Below are 18547 nucleotides of genomic sequence, written 5' to 3'. Positions count from 1 at the left end.
GGCCATCTCTATTATACGATTGGAGATTCTTTTGTTACATCCCTAGAAGGTTTATTTTCACACAGGCAGAGCCTGTGGTTTTAAAAGCATTAATAGAAAAAGCAGTCGAATGACTGCTTCAGTTATTTTTATAGATGAAATTCAGTAATGATCTTCATTAATTTTAGCTCTTCCGCTTCTGTTAATGGAACAAGTGGGAGGCGTACCCCACCAGCACGAATTTCCTTCTGTATTAAAGCTGCTTTTACTGGAGTTGGTGATGGCTGAGCAAATAGGCTGTTTATTAACGGAAGTAATTTACGGTGAATGGAAGCAGCTCGCTTCGTGTCTCCCTTCTGGAATGCGTGGATCATTTCCTGCATTTCATTCCCAATAATATGGGAGGCAACAGAGATAATACCATTACCACCAATTGCTAGCATCGGTAAAGTTAACCCATCATCCCCACTATACACACGAAAGTCTTCACTAGTATTCTCTATAATTGTAGCTGCCAAATCTAGATCTCCACTTGCCTCTTTAACAGAAACTATATTATCAATTTTGCTTAACGCAATAATCGTTTCTGCAGACATTTTCACTACTGATCTCCCGGGAATGTTATAGAGCATTACTGGAAGTTTTGTTTCACTGGCAATGGTCTTAAAATGCTCATATAACCCCAATTGATTTGGTTTATTATAATATGGTGCTACAAGCATAACCGCATCGACACCACAATTTTCCGCTTCTTTCGTTAATTCAATAGAGCTTCTCGTACTATTCCCCCCTGTACCAGCGATAACTGGTACACGATTATCGACAATTTTAACTACATGAGAAAATAATTCAATCTTTTCCTTTGTTGTGAGTGTTGGTGATTCACCAGTTGTTCCAGCAACTACTAACCCTTCAGTTCCATTATTTAAAAGATAATTTACTAATTTTGTTGTTTCATAAAAATTGATTTCTCCATTAGCATCGAATGGAGTAACCATTGCTGTTAACAAGTTCCCAAAATCCATTTTTACTCACCTTTCTGTTAAAAAATCATGCAAAATTGTCGACTGATTACTTAAATCAAATTCTTCATGCAATGCATTCACAGCAGTAAACAAGTCTTTACTTGGAATCAACACCCATATTGTTGTATGACTATCAGCGGACTGTAGTATTTGTACTCCTTTACTAGTCAAAGCATGAACTATCCGTGAGGCAACTCCTGGTACCCCAGTCATTCCAGCTCCTACGACAGATACCTTCGTACAATCGTCTAATATGGATGGATTGAAACCCTTAGACTTTAAAATAGTAATTGCACGCTTTGCTTGTTGATTTGGAACCGTATAGATAACACCTGTAGGCGAAATATTGATAAAGTCAATGGATATCCCGGCATCTGCCATTGCTTTAAACACCTCAGATTGCAATCGATATGCTTCTTTTTCCTTTGTCTGTACCTTGATTTGGGTAATATTTGCTAAATGAGCTATTCCAGTAACAACACGGTCAGAAATATCGACCCCAACTTTTCCATTCCTAGTATTCGTAACTAAGGTTCCACCGTTTTCCTCATAAGTAGAACGCACTCTAATCGGTACCTTGGCATGCATAGCAATTTCTACTGCACGCGGATGGATGACCTTTGCTCCTTGATATGCTAAATTACAAATTTCTCTATACGACACAATATCCAATGCACGAGCATTTTTTACTACCCTTGGGTCTGCTGTCATAATTCCATTAACATCGGTAAATATTTCAATACTTTTCGCTGCTAGTGCTGCACCAAGGGCAGCTGCTGTTGTATCACTTCCGCCTCTACCAAGGGTAGTCAACTCCCCTTGTAAATTTTTCCCTTGGAAGCCGGCAACGACAACGACGTCATGTTTTTTTAACTCTGTTAGAATACGTGATGGTTCTACTTCTTTTATTTTAGCTTGATTAAAATCTGCATTTGTCTTAATACCCGCTTGTGCTCCAGTTAAAGCGATGGATGAGATACCACTCTTTCTTAGTTCATTGGATAGAACAACAGAAGCGATTATTTCTCCACAAACCATTAACATATCGAGCTCTCGATTAGTAATGGAATGCTCTGGATAATCAACTAATTCTAAAAGTGAATCGGTTGCATAGGGATCTGGACTCCTACCTAATGCAGATACGACTACTACCAGCTTAAAGTCATTATTTAGTGCGTTTTCTATATGACGAAGAACATGTTTTCTACTTTGATTACTTTGTACAGAAGTTCCACCAAATTTTTGAACTAATATCTGCACAATTTCACACACCTCTAACTAAATACAATTTTATCAACATACTGCCTGTTAAACAGTAATTAATTGGATAACAGTCCTTTTTCAATGAGTTTTTCAGCTATTTGAACAGTGTTCCACGCTGCTCCCTTAAGCAAGTTATCAGATACAATCCACAGATGAATACCATTTTGCTGATCTAAATCTTTTCGTACCCTGCCAACAAATACTTCCTTCTTACCAGATGCAGCAATTGGTGTAGGATAATTCTGAATGCTTGGGTTATCTTGTAAAATGATACCTTCTGCATTTTCTAAAACCTTCCATATATCCGCTGTGGTTATTCCATCTTGCTCTACTTCAATATATACACTTTCTGCGTGAGAAGTGAAAAAAGGTAATCGAACACAGGTTGCTGCAACGGAAAGTTCTTCCGCATGCATGATTTTTTTTGTTTCGTTTATCATTTTCATTTCTTCTAATGTATAACCATTGTCTTGGAATAAATCAATTTGAGGCAATGCGTTAAAGGCTATTGGATAGTGATGCTTATCACCTTTAACTGGTAATATTTCAGCAGTTATTTCTTCATTATTTATAAACTGCTTTGCTTGTTTTCGTAATTCCTCTACTGCCTGATTTCCTGCTCCTGATACTGCTTGATATGTTGATACAATAACCCGCTTTAAGCCGAACGCATCTTTTATAGGCTTTAAAGCTGTCACCATTTGAATTGTAGAGCAATTTGGATTAGCTATGATACCTTGATGTAATTGTAAATCATGTTCATTTACTTCGGGTACAACAAGTGGTACATTCTCATCCATTCGAAACGCACTCGTATTATCTACAACCACTGCACCACATCTTACTGCTTCAGGGGCAAAGCGTTTAGAAACCGTTCCTCCTGCAGAAAATAATGCTAGATCGATATCTTGAAAGCTATCATCAGTAGCCTCTTCTATCGTTATCATCTCTCCATTAAATTTTACCTTCGTTCCAGCTGATCGTTTTGAGGATAGAAGCTTTAATTGTTTAATTGGAAAATCTCTTTCTTCTAGTAACTTCACAATTTTTTCACCTACAGCACCTGTTGCACCAACAACTGCTACGTTATACTTCTCCATAGGATACTATCTCCTTCCTCTGATACAACTTTATAAATTTTGGCAAAACTATTAGTTTTTTATTTTATCACACATTAATCCAAATGTGGTATTAATATTGGCTGTAGCTGTTTTCCCTCTAATGCTGAAATAATTGTCTCCGGTAATAAGTCCATATTAGCAACGAGTGAATTTGGCTTTTTATATGGATCATCCTGACCATACGGGACGAAATATATAAATTTACTTGCCATTAATCGCATTAAATTTATGCCATTTAATCCTAACGCATCATTTGTGGAAATACCTAACACAACTGGACTTTGATTCCTCATTGTAGCTTTTGCCGCCATTAACGGAGGCGAATCTGTTTGGGCATTTGCTAATTTACTTAAGGAATTACCTGTTAGTGGAGCAATAACCATACAGTCTAGTGGGTAGGTCGGCCCAAGCGGCTCTGCCTCTGGCATGGTGGAAATTACTTTCTTTCCTGTTATGGATTCTATTCTGGCAATATGATCCTTTGCCTTTCCAAATTTCGTGTCAATATTCATTACTGTATACGTAACGACTGGGACGACCTCTGCACCAAGTTCCATTAATTTTTCCATCGGACCAAACACTTCACTATACGTACAATGTGAACCAGTCACCCCAAAACCAATCCGTTTACCTTGTAATTCCATTCCTTATAGCTCCTTTTCCTTTGTTAAAATCTGAATAATAACATCTGCCAAAATCTTTCCTGCTGTCTTTGGAGCAACAATACCCGGAAGACTACGTGCCAATATCGCTTCAATTCCTCTTTGTTTCGCAAATTCAAAATCCGTTCCACCAGGTTTTGATGCAAGATCGATAATGACTGCATTGGAGGGAAGATTTTGGATAGAGTCCTTTTTAATCACCATTGCAGGTATGGTGTTGATTAATAAATCACATTCACTCGTATATTCGGCTAGTTTTTCTAATTCAATTGGGGTAAGCCCCATTTCGGTAATTCGTGCCAAGTCCTTTGAACTCCTAGTGGCAACTGAAACATTAGCTCCTAGTGCAGCAAACTTATTCGCAACAGTATGACCGACTCTACCAAATCCAGTAACAATCACACGTGATGAATGAATCGTGTAATCGGTATTTTCAATAGCCATCATAATCGTTCCCTCTGCTGTAGGAATAGAATTATAGATTGCTACATCATCCCGATCAAATAATGGAACTAATGTTGTGTTTGTTTTATGGGTTATCATAGATAAATGCTCATTGGTTATCCCGGTAAAGACCACAGCAGATTCCTTTAACCTGGATAACCAATCTTCTGTGATTCGAATGTCTTGATCTGAGAATACAGTCTCAACGGATCCTTCCTCATCCATACCTGTAATTGGCAATATCACGACATCTAAGTCTTCCACATCTATTTCGTGGAAATCTGTCTGCTTTAAGCCTGTAAAGCCTTGCTCAAGTTTATCGTAACCGACTAATATTAATTCATTATTTTCAACTCGTTGTAGCTGTCTAATTAATTCTAAATATCTTGCATCTCCACCTATTACAGCAATTGTTAGTTTCATTACCTAGAACACCCTCCAACCTTTGATAAAAAAAGTAGTAACGAAAGAATTGTCTTATGGTATAGCATTTTCTTTATAGCTTATGTGTTTCTAGGCGGATAGTGAATATTAGTTTGAAAAAGGATGAAAAAAGGCTAGTATCTAGTTGATACTAACCTTCCATAAATTATTCAGCTTCGATCATAATCATATCTTCGCCAATCTTTTTAATGGAGCTCCAATGAATTTTTGCAACTGCACCTTCTTTTTTAAGTCCAAACCATTTGTAGTTCGGTAAAATAAATGAGCGTATTTGTCCTGTGTCCTCGTCTATTTCTAAGTCTGTTTGGCCAAGCATACCTAACCGCTTACCATGGGTTATATTGACGATTTCTTTGTTACTAATTTCATTATACCGCATACACAGCACTCCCTTGTTACTTATACTACATATATATGCAAGAAAAAAGAACCTATGTTAGTAAGGTTCTTTCATTAGTTCTTTAAAGGAGCTATTAGAGCAGTACAAGGTTCCTGATTAAATGTATGTTCAATTATTTGGTTAATGGATCTATGTGTCACATTATCAATTTCTTGAATCGTTTCATCTAATGATTTATGTTTCCTTAACAATAATTCATTTTTTCCATTTCTACTCATTCGACTATTCGTGCTTTCCAGGCTAAGCATGATGCTACCCTTTAATTGTTCTTTACTATTTTTTAATTCTTTATCTGTAATTCCTTCTTTAATTAATCCTGTTACAGTATTCTCTATCGTCTCTTTTAATAGCGGGAGCTGTTCATTTCCTGTTCCAGCGTATATCGTTAATAAACCATTATCTTGAAATGATGAATGGTAGGAAAATACGGAATATGCAAGTCCTCTCTTTTCTCTTACCTCTTGGAAAAGTCTAGAACTCATACTTCCACCTAACACATTATTTAATATAATTAAACTATAAACGTCCTCTGCTCCAATTGGTAATCCATTATAGCCAATACAGAGATGAGCCTGTTCTGTTTCCTTATGACGCTCAATTTGATTGGCTAAAAAGCTCGGCTCTTTAATAGCTGATCGTTGAATTGTAGAACCATATGTACCGAAATAGCGATCAATACGGTCAATAAAATCGTCTTCCACGTTACCCGCAACTGAAATAACGACATTTTCAGGAAGATAATGTGTATGAATATAATCACGTAATTGATTGGGAGTAAAGGATTTTAAATGCTCTTCCGTCCCTAAAATTGGGTATCCTAATGGATGATTGCCATATGCAGCTCTAGCTAAAAGATCATGTACGATATCATCAGGTGTATCCTCATACATTTTTATTTCCTCAAGAACTACCTTCTTTTCCCGTTCCATTTCCTCTTCATCAAATGCAGAATTGAAGAACATATCTGCTAAAATTTCTAATGCATGGTCCTTATGCGTATCCAATACTTTCGCATAGAAACAAGTATATTCTTTTGATGTGAAAGCATTCACTTGACCACCTATTGAATCAAAGGCTTCAGCTATATCAGCTGCTGTTCGGTTCTTGGTACCTTTAAAAAACATATGCTCGATAAAATGAGAAATGCCATTATTCACTTCGGTTTCATTTCTTGAACCTGTTAAAACCCATATACCAATTGTTACGGATCGCACAGCTGGTATATTCTCTAATACTATTCGAACTCCATTTTTGCTAATATGTTTCTGAATCAACGTTTTTCCTCCTGTTACACCATATTATCTGCTTTCAGATAATAGCTTATCAATAGTTCCAATTTGATAACCTTTTTCTTTTATTTGGGCAATTAGACTAGGTAATCCTCTTGCAACGGAAGGGGTTGGGTGCATTAAAACCGTTGCTCCGGGATGAATTTTCTCCATTACGCGATTAAGCATAACATTTACGGTTGGATTCTTCCAATCAATTGTATCAACTGTCCATAAAATTGTTTCCATTTTCAGTTCATCTGCTACTCTTATAACCGTTTCAGAAAAGCTGCCACTTGGCGGTGCGAACCACTTTGGTGTTTCTCCAGTTATTGCATAGAGTACATCATTGGTATCTTTTATTTGGTTATAAATCTGTTCCCTATTTAGCTTCGCCATGTCTGGATGATTATACGCATGATTACCAATAGTATGTCCTTGTTCTTGTATCATTTTCACATATTCCACATTTTGCTTTGCCCATGTACCCTCAATAAAAAAGGTTGCCTTAACCTTATGCTTCTTTAGCGTATCCAATATGTCTGGAATATGCTCCGTCCCCCAAGAAACATTTATTAAAAAAGATACCATTTGTTTTTCTGGATGGCCTCTATAAATTGGCGCTGGTCCTAAATCTTCCAAAGAAACTTTAGGCGGAACTTTATCAAAGACAAGTAGTTCTTCATTAAACCCTTTGTTTTTCTTCATTCTTTTATAAGACTCTTCCACATTTACTTTTTGACCATTCCTACCAGGAGTTTTTTTCCAAACACGATCAATATAAGCATCTTCTGGCTCATCTAGATAGCCTGTGCTTTTTTCTTTAATTTCTTTATATAACGGATCTTCCTTCATATTCACCATGGTCATTTGTGAAAAAACCGCTTGATCATTTGTTTTAAATGGATTTATTTCAATGTTAAAGGAAATAGCAACGATAATAATAAAAACAATGATATGTATATAATTTCGATATTTATGCATCCTATCACTCCTTCCTTCCATGTATATGAGAAAGGAGGACAAGATATGAAAATTCATTCGTAAACGTGAATGTAAAAGAAATAGTTAGCAAGAAAAGTAAAAAGAAACTGGATATCCAGCTTCTTGTTATTGTTATAGTGTTGATTTTTCTGCTTTTTCTTTTTGTTCGATTAATACTGCTTTTCGTGAAAGATTAACTCTTCCTTGATTATCGATATCTTTAACCTTAACCATAATTTGATCGCCAATTTTCACGACATCTTCCACTTTATTCGTACGCTCTTCCGCTAACTCGGAGATATGAACTAAGCCATCTTTACCTTTAAAGATTTCCACAAAGGCACCGAATTTTTCAATACGCTTAACCGTACCTAAATATACTTGTCCAACTTCAACCTCGCGAACGATATCTTCAATAATTTGTTTAGCCTTCTCATTCATTTCTGAATTTGTCGATGAAATAAAGACACTACCATCTTGTTCGATATCAATTTTAACCCCAGTTTCATCAATAATCTTATTGATTTGCTTACCACTTGGCCCAATTACATCACGAATTTTGTCTGGGTTAATCGTCATTGTCAAAATTTTTGGCGCATATTCTGAAAGTTCTTCTCTCGGTTTATTGATGGTTTCCATCATATGCTCAAGAATTTGCATTCTTCCTTTTTTAGCTTGTGTTAATGCCTCTTCAAGGATTTCACGAGAAAGTCCTTCGATTTTAATATCCATTTGAAGTGCTGTAACACCTTTGGATGTTCCGGCAACCTTAAAGTCCATATCACCTAGTGCATCTTCCATACCCTGTATATCCGTTAAGATAGTATAGTCATCACCAGACTTCACTAGTCCCATTGCGATACCTGCTACCGGAGCTTTGATTGGAACTCCAGCGTCCATCATTGCAAGCGTACTTGCACAGATACTAGCTTGTGATGTCGAACCATTTGACTCCAACACCTCTGATACAAGACGGATTGTATATGGAAAATCCTTCTCAGAAGGTACCACTTTTTCAAGTGCTCGTTCACCTAGTGCACCATGTCCAATTTCACGACGACCCGGTCCTCTCATAGGGCCTGTTTCACCAACACTATATTGTGGAAAATTGTAATGATGCATAAAGCGTTTGGATTCTTCTAAGTCTAAACCATCTAATATTTGTACATCGCCAAGAGCACCTAATGTACAAACACTTAATGCTTGCGTTTGTCCTCTTGTAAATAGACCTGAACCATGGGCTCTAGGTAGAATTCCAATACGTGAGGATAGTGGACGAATTTCATCAATCTTACGACCATCAGGACGAATCTTTTCCTTCGTAATAAGTCGACGAACTTCCTCTTTAACCATTTTATCTAGGATAGAGCTTACTTGTGAAATGACCTCTTTCTCTTCTTCCTCATAACCTGCTAAAATCTCTGCCTTTACGTCACTAATCGCTTCTTCTCTTGCATGCTTTTCTTGTACTTGGATGGCAGCAAGTAGCTTCTCGTGTGCTTCTGCTTCTACCTTAGCCTTTAAATCCTCATCCAGTTCAAATAATACAACCTCAGATTTCACAGGGTTTATAGCTTGGATTATCTCCTCTTGGAAGGCTACTAAGCGCTTAATTTCTTCATGACCAAACATGATTGCCTCTAACATGACTTCCTCAGGCACTTCATTCGCTCCTGCTTCAACCATATTAATAGCATCCTTTGTACCCGCAACCGTTAATTCAATATCACTATGTGCCTCTTCCTCTACTGTTGGATTAATTACAAATTTACCATCAACTCTTCCAACATGAACACCTGCAATCGGTTGTTCGAACGGTATATTAGAAATAGATAAGGCAATAGATGATCCAATCATCGCTGCAATTTCAGTAGAACAATCTTGATCGACACTCATTACGGTACTAATAACTTGGACCTCATTACGATATCCATCAGGGAAAAGTGGTCGAATTGGTCGATCGATTAGTCTAGATGCAAGTATTGCTTTTTCACTTGGTCTTCCTTCACGTTTTATAAATCCACCTGGGATTTTACCAACCGCATATAATCTCTCTTCATAGTTAACGGTTAATGGAAAAAAAGGTAAGTCTTTCGGTTCTTTAGAAGCTGTGGCAACTGCTAGTACGGATGAATCCCCGTAGTGTACCATGCAGGCACCACTTGCTTGCTTCGCTAATTCTCCGATTTCGACGGTAAAGGGTTTACCAGAAATCTCAGTGGAGAACACTTGTTTTTCATTAGACATGTTGTGTAGTACTCCTTTCATTAAAAACATTCTTTTTTCTATTTTATAGCTATCAAACAGGAAAGTAAATTCTATGTATGATAAGTTTTAAAAAACGAGAAAAAAGCAGGATTTCTCCTGCTTTTTACACTATCTACGTAATCCAAGTCTTTGAATTAACTCACGATAACGTGTAATGTCTTTATTACGTAAGTAGTTTAGTAAGTTACGACGCTTACCAACCATTTTTAAAAGACCACGACGTGAATGATGATCCTTCTTATGAACACGTAAATGCTCATTTAGTGTATTGATTTCTTCCGTAAGTACAGCAATTTGTACCTCTGGTGAACCAGTATCATTTTCATGAACCTTGTATTCGTTGATAATTTCGTTTTTACGTTCTTTTGTAATAGCCATTAATGGCCACCTCCTAAAATATTATATTATCCCCTGTCCCCTAGCAATCGTCGGAGTTACGATTTGCCAAGAGAAGGTTGTAACTTTTTTAGTTTACATCTTTTCCTTGGTAATATCAAGTTTTCCAACAAAAAATTTATAAATTATGATAGCTCAGCCAAAACCTTGCGAATTTCCTTTTCATCTTCTTGCATTCTTTCGATTAATGCCTCAACACTATCAAATTTTTCCTCATTACGAATGAATTTATACCATTCTACAACAACATCTTTACCATAAATATCTTGATTAAAATCAAAAATATAAACTTCAAGCGACAAATCTAACCGTCCCTCCGTAAAGGTAGGATTTGTTCCAAGGCTTGCCATTCCCCCATAAACCTGCCCATCAACATGAAAACAAACTGCATATATTCCTGGCTTCGGTAGATGAGCTTCTTCATTATAATTAATGTTTGCAGTAGGATAACCAAGCTCTCGTCCACGTTGATCGCCATGTATCACTTTACCACTTATGCTAAGAGCCCTACCTAGTAAGACATTTGCTTGTTCTATATCTCCAGAATCAAGAAGGCTACGAATCTTGGTAGAACTTATTTTCTCATTATTAAGTGTAACCTTATCAACCATCGTGTACGAAAATGCCCCACGGGAATGCTCTCCAATGACCTCCATATTTCCTTGTCCTTTATGACCATAGGTGAAATCGAAGCCAGCAACAACATGCTTAATATTTAATCCAATAATGAAATGATCAATGAAGTCTTGAGGACTTTGAGATGATAATTCTTTATTAAATGTAATAATATATAAAATATCGACATTTAAGCTATCCAAAATTTCTTGTTTTTCATGAAGAGGGGTTATATATTTCACATCATGATTATTCTTAAGGACAACGGATGGATGAGGATAAAATGTTATAACCGCACTTGCCATAGCCTTCTGCTTTGCTTCGTTTACTGCATGTTTAATAACAGTTTGATGTCCTCGATGTAGACCATCAAAAAAACCTATTGCCGCTACTGTTTCAGGTACCTCTTCCCTTTTTAAGTTATGTGGGTATGTTAGATAAATTGTTTTCATTTTTCTCACCTACACTTCTAATCGCCAAAAACGCGAATTGGTTTGATTTGTTCTTCGTTTTCTGGGTGAATTTGATAGATAGCTAATAATTCATCTCCACACATTACTTTAACAGGAGATGTGCGAAAACTATTTTCTGGCTTTATAAGTTTTTGTCCGTAAAGAACCTTCTTCTTTGTTTCTTCATCAACATGGTATGTATCTAAATGTTTAAGTCCTGCTGTGATTGGTAGCAGTAAACTCTCACCGTTTCCCTCTTTGCAAGCTGCTTCAATAGTTGAAAAATCAACTGTATCACGTCGGCTAATGTCTCCGGTCTCCTCACGAACTAAATAAGACATATGGGCAGGAAATCCGAGTGACTTGCCAATATCAACACATAAGGTTCGGACATAAGTGCCCTTTGAACAGGTCACCTTAAATCGAATGGTTGATTCCACCGCATCACTTGATAAAAATATCATTTCATGTATGGTAACTGTTCGCTTGGGACGTTCAACAGTTTGATTAGCTCGAGCATACTCATATAGTTTTTTGCCTGCAACCTTTATAGCTGAATACATCGGTGGAACTTGAACAATTTCTCCCATAAATGATTGTAACACGTTTTCAATTTCCTGTTTAGTAGGAAAATGTTCAACAGTAGCTTCTTCCACAATGCCTCCGTACGCATCTTCTGTTTCCGTAGTAGAACCAAGCTTAACCTCGGCAATATAAACTTTCTTTGTATCGGTGAGAAATTGAACAATTTTTGTAGCTTTTCCAATACAAATTGGAAGAACTCCTTCAACCTCTGGGTCAAGTGTTCCTGTATGTCCTACCTTTTTAGTTTTAAATAGCTTCCTTATTTTCATGACACAATCATGAGATGTCATGCCCTTTGGTTTCCAAAGTGGTAAAATACCGTTCATTTATTAACACTCCAAACAGAAAACCTATTTCTGAATAAAAATCTGACTCCTCGGAGCCAGATTTTTATGAAAAGATTAGTGGTTATTTAAATCCTTGAGAATTGTCTCAATTCGATTACCATACTCAAGCGCTTCATCAAATTCAAAGCTAATTTCTGGTGTCTTACGTAATCGAATTCGACTACCTATTTCAGAACGGATATATCCCTTTGCTTTTGCAAGACCTAGTAATGTATCCTTTTTCTTGTCTTCATCACCAAGAACAGAAATATATACGGTTGCTTGTTGTAAGTCGCCTGTCACCTCTACATCTGTAACAGTTACAAAACCAACGCGAGGATCTTTAATTTTTCTTGTAAGGATTTCTCCTAACTCTTTTTTCATTTGTTCTGCTACTCGATTTGCTCGTAAATTACTCACAAAATCACCTCTCAACACGAACATACGTCAAAAAAACCTATAGGAATTCTATATTTGTGATTGTTCTGTCCAATTCAGAGTAAGTGTCAATTACTCGAAGTATTTCCTGCATTACCTTTTCACCATGGCTATATTCATTAGTTATGGTTACAATTCCAAGCTTCGTGCGTTGCCATAAATCATGAAAGTCTAATTCAGTTATACTGACATTAAAATCCTTCTGTATTCTTGCAATAAGGCGTTTAATTACGGAGCGCTTTTCTTTTAATGAATGACCATCATATAGCATGCATTCTACTTCTAGAAGAACAATCATTGACGTTCTATTTCCTCCATGACGTATGCTTCAATAATGTCGCCTTCTTTAATATCATTATAATTCTTAATTGTAATTCCACATTCGTAGTTTTGGGCAACTTCCTTCACATCATCTTTAAAACGTTTTAATGTATCAATTTCACCCTCAAACAGTACGACTCCGTTACGAATTAATCTTACACCAGCATCTCTTGTAATTTTACCGTCTGTTACATAGCTTCCGGCAATTGTTCCTACCTTTGAAACTTTGAAGGTTTCTCTAACCTCAGCTTGCCCAATAACTTTTTCTTCAAATTCAGGATCAAGCATTCCCTTCATAGCTGCTTCAATTTCTTCAATTGCCTTATAAATAACGCGGTGGAGACGAATATCAACATTCTCAGATTCAGCAGTGTTCTTAGCATTTGCATCTGGACGTACATTGAAACCAATTACAATCGCGTTAGATGCTGAAGCAAGTATGATGTCAGACTCTGTAATAGCTCCTACACCGGTGTGAATAATTTTTATTTTAACGCCTTCTACTTCAATCTTTTGTAAAGAAGAAGCTAGTGCCTCAACGGATCCTTGTACATCAGCCTTGATAATGACATTGATTTCTTTCATTTCACCTTGTTTAATTTGCTCAAATAAATCATCGAGACTGACTTTTGTATGCTCATGACGGTTTTCCTGGATAAATTTCTGGTTACGAGCTTCTCCAATTTGTCTTGCTTTTTTCTCATCGTCAAATACTAGGAATTGGTCACCTGCTTGAGGAACATCATTTAATCCAGTTATTTCAACTGGTGTTGATGGTCCTGCTTCCTTCACTCGCTGTCCAAGATCATTAACCATTGCTCTAACTCTTCCATAGGTATTACCAACAACAATCGGATCCCCAACGCGCAATGTTCCATTTTGGACTAGTAAGGTCGCAACAGAGCCACGCCCTTTATCCAGCTGAGCCTCAATTACAGTTCCTGTTGCATTTCGTTTAGGGTTCGCTTTTAATTCCTCAACTTCTGATACTAGAATAATCATTTCTAGTAAATCGTCAATGCCCTCACCCTTTAATGCAGATATAGGTACAAAGATAGTATCTCCGCCCCAATCCTCCGGTACTAATTCATATTCCGTTAATTCTTGCATGACACGGTCAGGGTTAGCAGTTTCCTTATCCATTTTATTAACGGCTATAATTATTGGTACCTCTGCAGCTTTAGCATGGTTTATTGCCTCAACCGTCTGTGGCATTACTCCATCGTCTGCAGCAACAACTAAGATAGCAATATCAGTTACTTGTGCACCACGTGAGCGCATACTTGTAAACGCAGCATGCCCAGGTGTGTCCAAAAATGTAATCTTTTTACCATTGCGTGTCACTTGATATGCACCAATATGCTGTGTAATACCTCCAGCTTCTCCAGCGGTAACCTTTGTATTACGGATAGAATCTAGTGTAGTTGTCTTACCATGGTCAACATGCCCCATAATTGTTACAACTGCTGGACGTTCTACTAAATCCGCTTTGTCATCCTCTTCCATATACTTATCAAGATCAGTATCTTCTAAGATAATTTCTTTTTCTACTGCTACATCATATTCAGCGCATATTAATTCAATAGCATCATCATCTAAATCTTGGTTTTTGGTTGCCATTACACCTAAGAACATAAGCTTTTTAATAATCTCAGATGCTTCTTTATTCAACTTTTCTGCTAATTCACTTACGGTTAATGAACCATGATATTTGATTTCTTTTGGTGTCTCTTTCACTACTGGTTGCTGACCCTCTTTTTGTTTATTCTTTTTATTTTTTGGACCTTTGTTTTGTTGATGTTTATTTTGTTGTTGTTTATTGTGTTGTGGTTTGTTGTTCTGTTGTTGCTTATTGTTAGGCTTTGGTTTATTATTCGTTTGCTTCTTATTTTGATGTTCTTCGCGCTTTGTATTCAAACTCGAATTAGAATTAGAAGGCTTAGAATCTTTCTTTTTGCTATCACTATTAACCGGACGGTTCGTTTCAAGTTGCTTCTTTTCTGGACTAGCTTTAGCAGATCCTTGAACGACCTGTTTATCTTGTTTTGGGTTAAATTTATGGTCAAGCTTATCAATCGTTTCGCCTTCAATTGTGGACATATGATTGGCAACCTCTATATTATTCTCTTTCAAAAAGTTAATAACATCCTTACTGGTAATATTTTGCTTCTTTGCATACTCATATACACGCATCTTACGCATATGTTCACCCCCGAATTTATTTACCCGAGTAACGATTTCAATTTTCCTGCAAAGCCTTCATCTAAGATGGCGATAGCTACTCTTTGGGATTTTCCGATAGCATCAGATAATGTATCTCGATCATCTGCTACGACTATATAAGGAACTCCATAAAAATTACATTTATCCGTAATCTTCTTTCGTGTTTGGGGACCTACATCATTTGCAATTAGTATTAGTTTTGCTTTTCGCTTTTGTATGTCTTTCACAATCGTTTCTTCCCCAGTAGAACATTTACCTGCTCGAAACGCTAAACCGACAATATTTAAGTAATTATTTTTCGTCATGTACGAACGACCTTAATTCTTCATAAATACTTTCTTCGATTTGCACATTTAGATGCTTACTTAGAATACCAGTTTTTTCTGCCTTATTTATTACATCTAAATCTTTCGTCAAATAAGCGCCTCTACCATTTTTCTTTCCTGTTGAATCAACAAAGACTTCCCCTTCTTTGTTGCGAACGATACGGATTAATTCTTTCTTAGGTTTCATTTGATTTGTGACTACACATTTACGCTCTGGAGTTTTACGCTTTTGAACCATGAAAAATCTCTCCCTTATTCGAATAAGTCCTCTTCGAAATTTGCGTAATCTTCTTCCGGTTGTTCTGATAAGAGCCCCTCTTCACGAGCTTCAGTCTCACTCTTAATGTCTATTTTCCAGCCTGTTAATTTAGCTGCTAATCGAGCGTTTTGACCACGCTTTCCAATCGCTAAAGATAGTTGATAATCAGGAACGATAACAGTAGTAGATTTTTCTTCCTCATCTACTAACACTTTAATGACCTTTGAAGGACTTAATGCATTGGAGACATATGTCACTGGGTCTTCTGACCATTCAACAATATCAATTTTTTCTCCTTTAAGCTCGTTTACAATAGCCTGAACACGCTGTCCCTTCTGACCTACACATGAGCCTACTGGATCAACTTCTGGATTTTCAGCATACACGGCAATTTTTGATCGATCACCGGCTTCTCGTGCTACTGACTTTATTTCTACAACACCATCATAAATTTCAGGTACTTCCATCTCAAACAAGCGTTTTAATAATCCAGGATGTGATCTTGAAATATAAATTTGCGGACCTTTGCTTGTATTTTCAACCTTTGTCACATAGACCTTAATACGGTCATGAACTTGATAATCCTCGGTTGGCATTTGCTCTACCTCTGGTAATTTAGCTTCGATTTTTCCTAAATTCACATATACAAAACGTGGATCAATACGTTGAATAATACCAGTCATGACATCTTCTTCTCGATCAACATATTCACTAAAGATGACACCACGTTCTGCTTCTCGAACTCGTTGGGTAACGACCTGCTTAGCAGCCTGTGCAGCAATTCTTCCAAAGTCCTTAGGAGTAACCTCAACTTCTATAACATCATCAATGCCATAATTCGGATTTATATGCTTCGCTTCGTCCAATGAAATCTCTTGTTGGTGATCCTCAACATCCTCTACGACGGTTTTGCGTGAGAATACTCGCATTGTTCCAGCATCTTCATCTAATTCAACCCGAACATTAGTAGCTGATTTAAAATTCTTTTTGTATGCAGAAATTAGAGCTGCTTCTAAAGCCTCGATTAATACTTCCTTATCAATTCCTTTTTCTTTACCCAAATTTTCAATTGCATCAAACAATTGACTACTCATTTCCTTCTTTTCCCCCTTTATAATACAACTGCTAATCTTGCCTTAGCGATTTTATCAAATGGAATTTCCACTTGTTTAGTTCGAGTCTTTTCTTTATATTCGATTGATGCGATGTTATTAGAAAAATCTTTTAAGATACCTTGATATTCTTTTTGCCCATCGATTGGCTCATATAATTTCACAAAAACATTTTTATCGATGCTTTTTGTAAAATCTTCTGCTGTCTTTAATGGACGTTCAACACCAGGAGAAGACACCTCTAGAAAATAGGCCTCTTTTATTGGGTCTACCTCATCCAGTTTTTCACTTAATATCTCTGAAACCTCTCCACATTCGCTAATATCGATTCCACCTTCTTTATCGATAAAAACACGTAGGAACCAATTCTTGCCTTCTTTTACATATTCAATATCCACTAATTCAAGATTTTTTTCAGCCAAAATTGGTAGCACTAATTCTTCGGTTGTTTTTACAACTTGGGAGCTCAAACTCATTAACCTCCTTTTCCTGTAACAATCCTAATATTTGTTATTATGAGCAATCTGGTCTATTTTCATTTCGCCTTCCAATCAATACAAAACCCTTGCCAATAGGCAAGGGAAGTTTCAACAGAGCGAGCAATTTACGAAGAAAGAGTGGGAATACCCACTCTTCATGACCGATACTATCATTGACTTACTACTAAAATATACCATATAATATGGTACCATGCAAGAGCGTATACTATATTAAAATATAGTTTTATCTTGAAAACAAATGATTATTCGACTCCTTAGAGGATTTATCCACAGGCAAATAATCCTGAAGTGCTTTTTGTAATGTAGCCTTCGTTGTTGCCTTCGTTCCAAATTCAACATCTAGCTTGATCATATTCCGAACAATTTCTGGTCTTAAACCAGTTATCACAAGCTTACTTCCCATCATTGATACCCCATCAAGAAGCTTTAAAAACAGCTTAATCGCCTCATTATCCATCTCGGCAATACCAGATAAATCCATAATCAAAGTCTGAATACGTAGTCGACCTACCTCAAATAACACCTTTTCTTCAATGACATTGGCACGATTAGTATCAATAGTACCAATCAGTGGTAATATACTAACATCAGGAGTAATGGGAATGATTGGTGCGGATAGATTGTTAACTAGCTTCTGCTGTCTATCAATTAATTCATCTTTATATTTGGAGTAGCTAATAAAGAATCCATTAATAAATGAGTCAATTAATTCATTATAATGGCTTGTTTCCTTATAGAAGTCATCACTTAGCTTTTCTGTTTTTCCACTTAGTACATCAAAGTGGAATAAAAATTCCCACAATGTCTTTCGAATAGCACGTAGCCATTCCAACTTAAAACTAAGCGTCATTGAATATTTTGCCCATACGATGCCTTCTTTTCTAGCAAAGCTATTAACTTCCTCTTCCTTTTGATCTACAACTAACAGAACTAGATTGTGTGCATTATCTAGTAAATTGATATTACCAATTAAATGTATTTCATTAATTTTATCTCGAACATTTACTGCTTCATTTAGTAAGCTTTCTTCAAATAATGGACGATTATGTACAAGAAATTCATGTATATCATTGCTCTGTATAAACTTAGACACCGAATCACTTCCTAACAGTAATTTATTCGTTATGTAATGAATC

General features: G+C 36.6%; 20 protein-coding genes. All 20 read right to left on the bottom strand.

Annotated elements, in window-relative coordinates; all coding sequences use genetic code 11:
- Positions 1 to 128: 128 nt before the first annotated feature.
- The 20 genes from dapA to HNR27_RS16435 all read right to left on the bottom strand — a co-directional run bounded on the left by dapA (position 129) and on the right by HNR27_RS16435 (position 18504).
- Entirely contained in the window at positions 129 to 1004 is an 876-nt protein-coding gene (gene dapA, locus HNR27_RS16530; RefSeq protein WP_429340543.1) for a 4-hydroxy-tetrahydrodipicolinate synthase, read from the bottom strand.
- Positions 1005 to 1010: 6 nt separating this feature from the next.
- A complete protein-coding gene (gene dapG, locus HNR27_RS16525; protein ID WP_212919691.1) occupies positions 1011 to 2264 on the bottom strand; it encodes an aspartate kinase in 1254 nt (417 codons plus the stop codon).
- Positions 2265 to 2323: 59 nt separating this feature from the next.
- Complete coding sequence (gene asd / locus HNR27_RS16520; protein ID WP_429340542.1) at positions 2324 to 3367, bottom strand: aspartate-semialdehyde dehydrogenase; 1044 nt, start codon at positions 3365 to 3367, stop codon at positions 2324 to 2326.
- A 74-nt stretch (positions 3368 to 3441) separates the two neighbouring features.
- Positions 3442 to 4032 (bottom strand): dipicolinate synthase subunit B, encoded by a 591-nt coding sequence (gene dpaB / locus HNR27_RS16515; protein WP_212919689.1) that lies wholly within the window; start codon positions 4030 to 4032, stop codon positions 3442 to 3444.
- A gap of 3 nt (positions 4033 to 4035) precedes the next feature.
- Positions 4036 to 4917, bottom strand: coding sequence for a dipicolinic acid synthetase subunit A (gene dpaA, locus HNR27_RS16510; protein ID WP_212919688.1), 882 nt, complete (start codon positions 4915 to 4917; stop codon positions 4036 to 4038).
- 166 nt (positions 4918 to 5083) lie between these two features.
- A complete protein-coding gene (locus HNR27_RS16505) occupies positions 5084 to 5317 on the bottom strand; it encodes a YlmC/YmxH family sporulation protein (protein ID WP_212919687.1) in 234 nt (77 codons plus the stop codon).
- 74 nt (positions 5318 to 5391) lie between these two features.
- On the bottom strand, positions 5392 to 6612 hold the full coding sequence (locus tag HNR27_RS16500) for a M16 family metallopeptidase (protein ID WP_429340541.1): 1221 nt from the start codon (positions 6610 to 6612) through the stop codon (positions 5392 to 5394).
- Between the two features lie 24 nt (positions 6613 to 6636).
- Positions 6637 to 7590, bottom strand: a complete 954-nt coding sequence (locus HNR27_RS16495) for a polysaccharide deacetylase family protein (RefSeq protein WP_429340540.1) — start codon at positions 7588 to 7590, stop codon at positions 6637 to 6639.
- Positions 7591 to 7722: 132 nt separating this feature from the next.
- Entirely contained in the window at positions 7723 to 9837 is a 2115-nt protein-coding gene (locus HNR27_RS16490; protein ID WP_212919684.1) for a polyribonucleotide nucleotidyltransferase, read from the bottom strand.
- A 129-nt stretch (positions 9838 to 9966) separates the two neighbouring features.
- The gene (gene rpsO / locus HNR27_RS16485) at positions 9967 to 10236 is read right to left on the bottom strand and encodes a 30S ribosomal protein S15 (protein ID WP_212919683.1); all 270 of its coding nucleotides are present in this window, start codon (positions 10234 to 10236) and stop codon (positions 9967 to 9969) included.
- 143 nt (positions 10237 to 10379) lie between these two features.
- On the bottom strand, positions 10380 to 11321 hold the full coding sequence (locus HNR27_RS16480) for a bifunctional riboflavin kinase/FAD synthetase (RefSeq protein WP_429340539.1): 942 nt from the start codon (positions 11319 to 11321) through the stop codon (positions 10380 to 10382).
- Positions 11322 to 11338: 17 nt separating this feature from the next.
- Positions 11339 to 12232: a tRNA pseudouridine(55) synthase TruB gene (gene truB, locus HNR27_RS16475; RefSeq protein WP_429340538.1), complete on the bottom strand. Its 894-nt coding sequence runs from the start codon at positions 12230 to 12232 to the stop codon at positions 11339 to 11341.
- A 75-nt stretch (positions 12233 to 12307) separates the two neighbouring features.
- Complete coding sequence (gene rbfA / locus HNR27_RS16470) at positions 12308 to 12652, bottom strand: 30S ribosome-binding factor RbfA (RefSeq protein WP_280530719.1); 345 nt, start codon at positions 12650 to 12652, stop codon at positions 12308 to 12310.
- 37 nt (positions 12653 to 12689) lie between these two features.
- Positions 12690 to 12968: a DUF503 domain-containing protein gene (locus tag HNR27_RS16465; RefSeq protein WP_212919679.1), complete on the bottom strand. Its 279-nt coding sequence runs from the start codon at positions 12966 to 12968 to the stop codon at positions 12690 to 12692.
- Positions 12965 to 15193: a translation initiation factor IF-2 gene (gene infB / locus HNR27_RS16460; protein ID WP_429340537.1), complete on the bottom strand. Its 2229-nt coding sequence runs from the start codon at positions 15191 to 15193 to the stop codon at positions 12965 to 12967. The genes HNR27_RS16465 and infB overlap by 4 nt, the downstream gene beginning before the upstream one ends.
- 20 nt (positions 15194 to 15213) lie before the next feature.
- The gene (locus tag HNR27_RS16455; RefSeq protein WP_429340536.1) at positions 15214 to 15519 is read right to left on the bottom strand and encodes a L7Ae/L30e/S12e/Gadd45 family ribosomal protein; all 306 of its coding nucleotides are present in this window, start codon (positions 15517 to 15519) and stop codon (positions 15214 to 15216) included.
- Positions 15506 to 15778 carry an RNase P modulator RnpM gene (gene rnpM, locus HNR27_RS16450; protein ID WP_212919676.1) on the bottom strand — a complete coding sequence of 91 codons (273 nt, stop codon included), beginning with the start codon at positions 15776 to 15778 and terminating at the stop codon, positions 15506 to 15508. Before rnpM ends, HNR27_RS16455 begins: the two co-directional genes overlap by 14 nt.
- Before the next feature lie 14 nt (positions 15779 to 15792).
- Positions 15793 to 16893: a transcription termination factor NusA gene (gene nusA, locus HNR27_RS16445; protein ID WP_429340535.1), complete on the bottom strand. Its 1101-nt coding sequence runs from the start codon at positions 16891 to 16893 to the stop codon at positions 15793 to 15795.
- A gap of 17 nt (positions 16894 to 16910) precedes the next feature.
- The gene (gene rimP / locus HNR27_RS16440; protein WP_429340534.1) at positions 16911 to 17381 is read right to left on the bottom strand and encodes a ribosome maturation factor RimP; all 471 of its coding nucleotides are present in this window, start codon (positions 17379 to 17381) and stop codon (positions 16911 to 16913) included.
- 253 nt (positions 17382 to 17634) lie between these two features.
- A complete protein-coding gene (locus HNR27_RS16435) occupies positions 17635 to 18504 on the bottom strand; it encodes an STAS domain-containing protein (RefSeq protein ID WP_212919674.1) in 870 nt (289 codons plus the stop codon).
- Between the last annotated feature and the right edge of the window lie 43 nt (positions 18505 to 18547).

It is taken from the genome of Ornithinibacillus bavariensis (assembly GCF_050433565.1).
GTDB classification, from domain to species: domain Bacteria; phylum Bacillota; class Bacilli; order Bacillales; family Amphibacillaceae; genus Ornithinibacillus; species Ornithinibacillus bavariensis.
The sequence above is the reverse complement of the archived record's forward strand: the minus strand, read 5'-3'. Positions and strand labels throughout refer to the sequence as shown.

Bases quoted from the DNA above. Each gene is read 5' to 3' on its own strand.
- HNR27_RS16490 (WP_212919684.1), bottom strand. From the start codon at position 9,837: ATGTCTAATGAAAAACAAGTGTTCTCCACTGAGATTTCTGGTAAACCC.
- dpaB (WP_212919689.1), bottom strand. From the start codon at position 4,032: ATGGAATTACAAGGTAAACGGATTGGTTTTGGGGTGACTGGTTCACAT.
- rpsO (WP_212919683.1), bottom strand. From the start codon at position 10,236: ATGGCTATTACAAAAGAACGTAAAAACGAAATTATCAACGAATACAAG.
- infB (WP_429340537.1), bottom strand. From the start codon at position 15,193: ATGCGTAAGATGCGTGTATATGAGTATGCAAAGAAGCAAAATATTACC.
- dpaA (WP_212919688.1), bottom strand. From the start codon at position 4,917: ATGAAACTAACAATTGCTGTAATAGGTGGAGATGCAAGATATTTAGAA.
- HNR27_RS16455 (WP_429340536.1), bottom strand. From the start codon at position 15,519: ATGACGAAAAATAATTACTTAAATATTGTCGGTTTAGCGTTTCGAGCA.
- HNR27_RS16465 (WP_212919679.1), bottom strand. From the start codon at position 12,968: ATGATTGTTCTTCTAGAAGTAGAATGCATGCTATATGATGGTCATTCA.
- rnpM (WP_212919676.1), bottom strand. From the start codon at position 15,778: ATGGTTCAAAAGCGTAAAACTCCAGAGCGTAAATGTGTAGTCACAAAT.
- HNR27_RS16495 (WP_429340540.1), bottom strand. From the start codon at position 7,590: ATGCATAAATATCGAAATTATATACATATCATTGTTTTTATTATTATC.
- nusA (WP_429340535.1), bottom strand. From the start codon at position 16,893: ATGAGTAGTCAATTGTTTGATGCAATTGAAAATTTGGGTAAAGAAAAA.
- HNR27_RS16480 (WP_429340539.1), bottom strand. From the start codon at position 11,321: ATGAAAACAATTTATCTAACATACCCACATAACTTAAAAAGGGAAGAG.
- truB (WP_429340538.1), bottom strand. From the start codon at position 12,232: ATGAACGGTATTTTACCACTTTGGAAACCAAAGGGCATGACATCTCAT.
- HNR27_RS16505 (WP_212919687.1), bottom strand. From the start codon at position 5,317: ATGCGGTATAATGAAATTAGTAACAAAGAAATCGTCAATATAACCCAT.
- asd (WP_429340542.1), bottom strand. From the start codon at position 3,367: ATGGAGAAGTATAACGTAGCAGTTGTTGGTGCAACAGGTGCTGTAGGT.
- dapA (WP_429340543.1), bottom strand. From the start codon at position 1,004: ATGGATTTTGGGAACTTGTTAACAGCAATGGTTACTCCATTCGATGCT.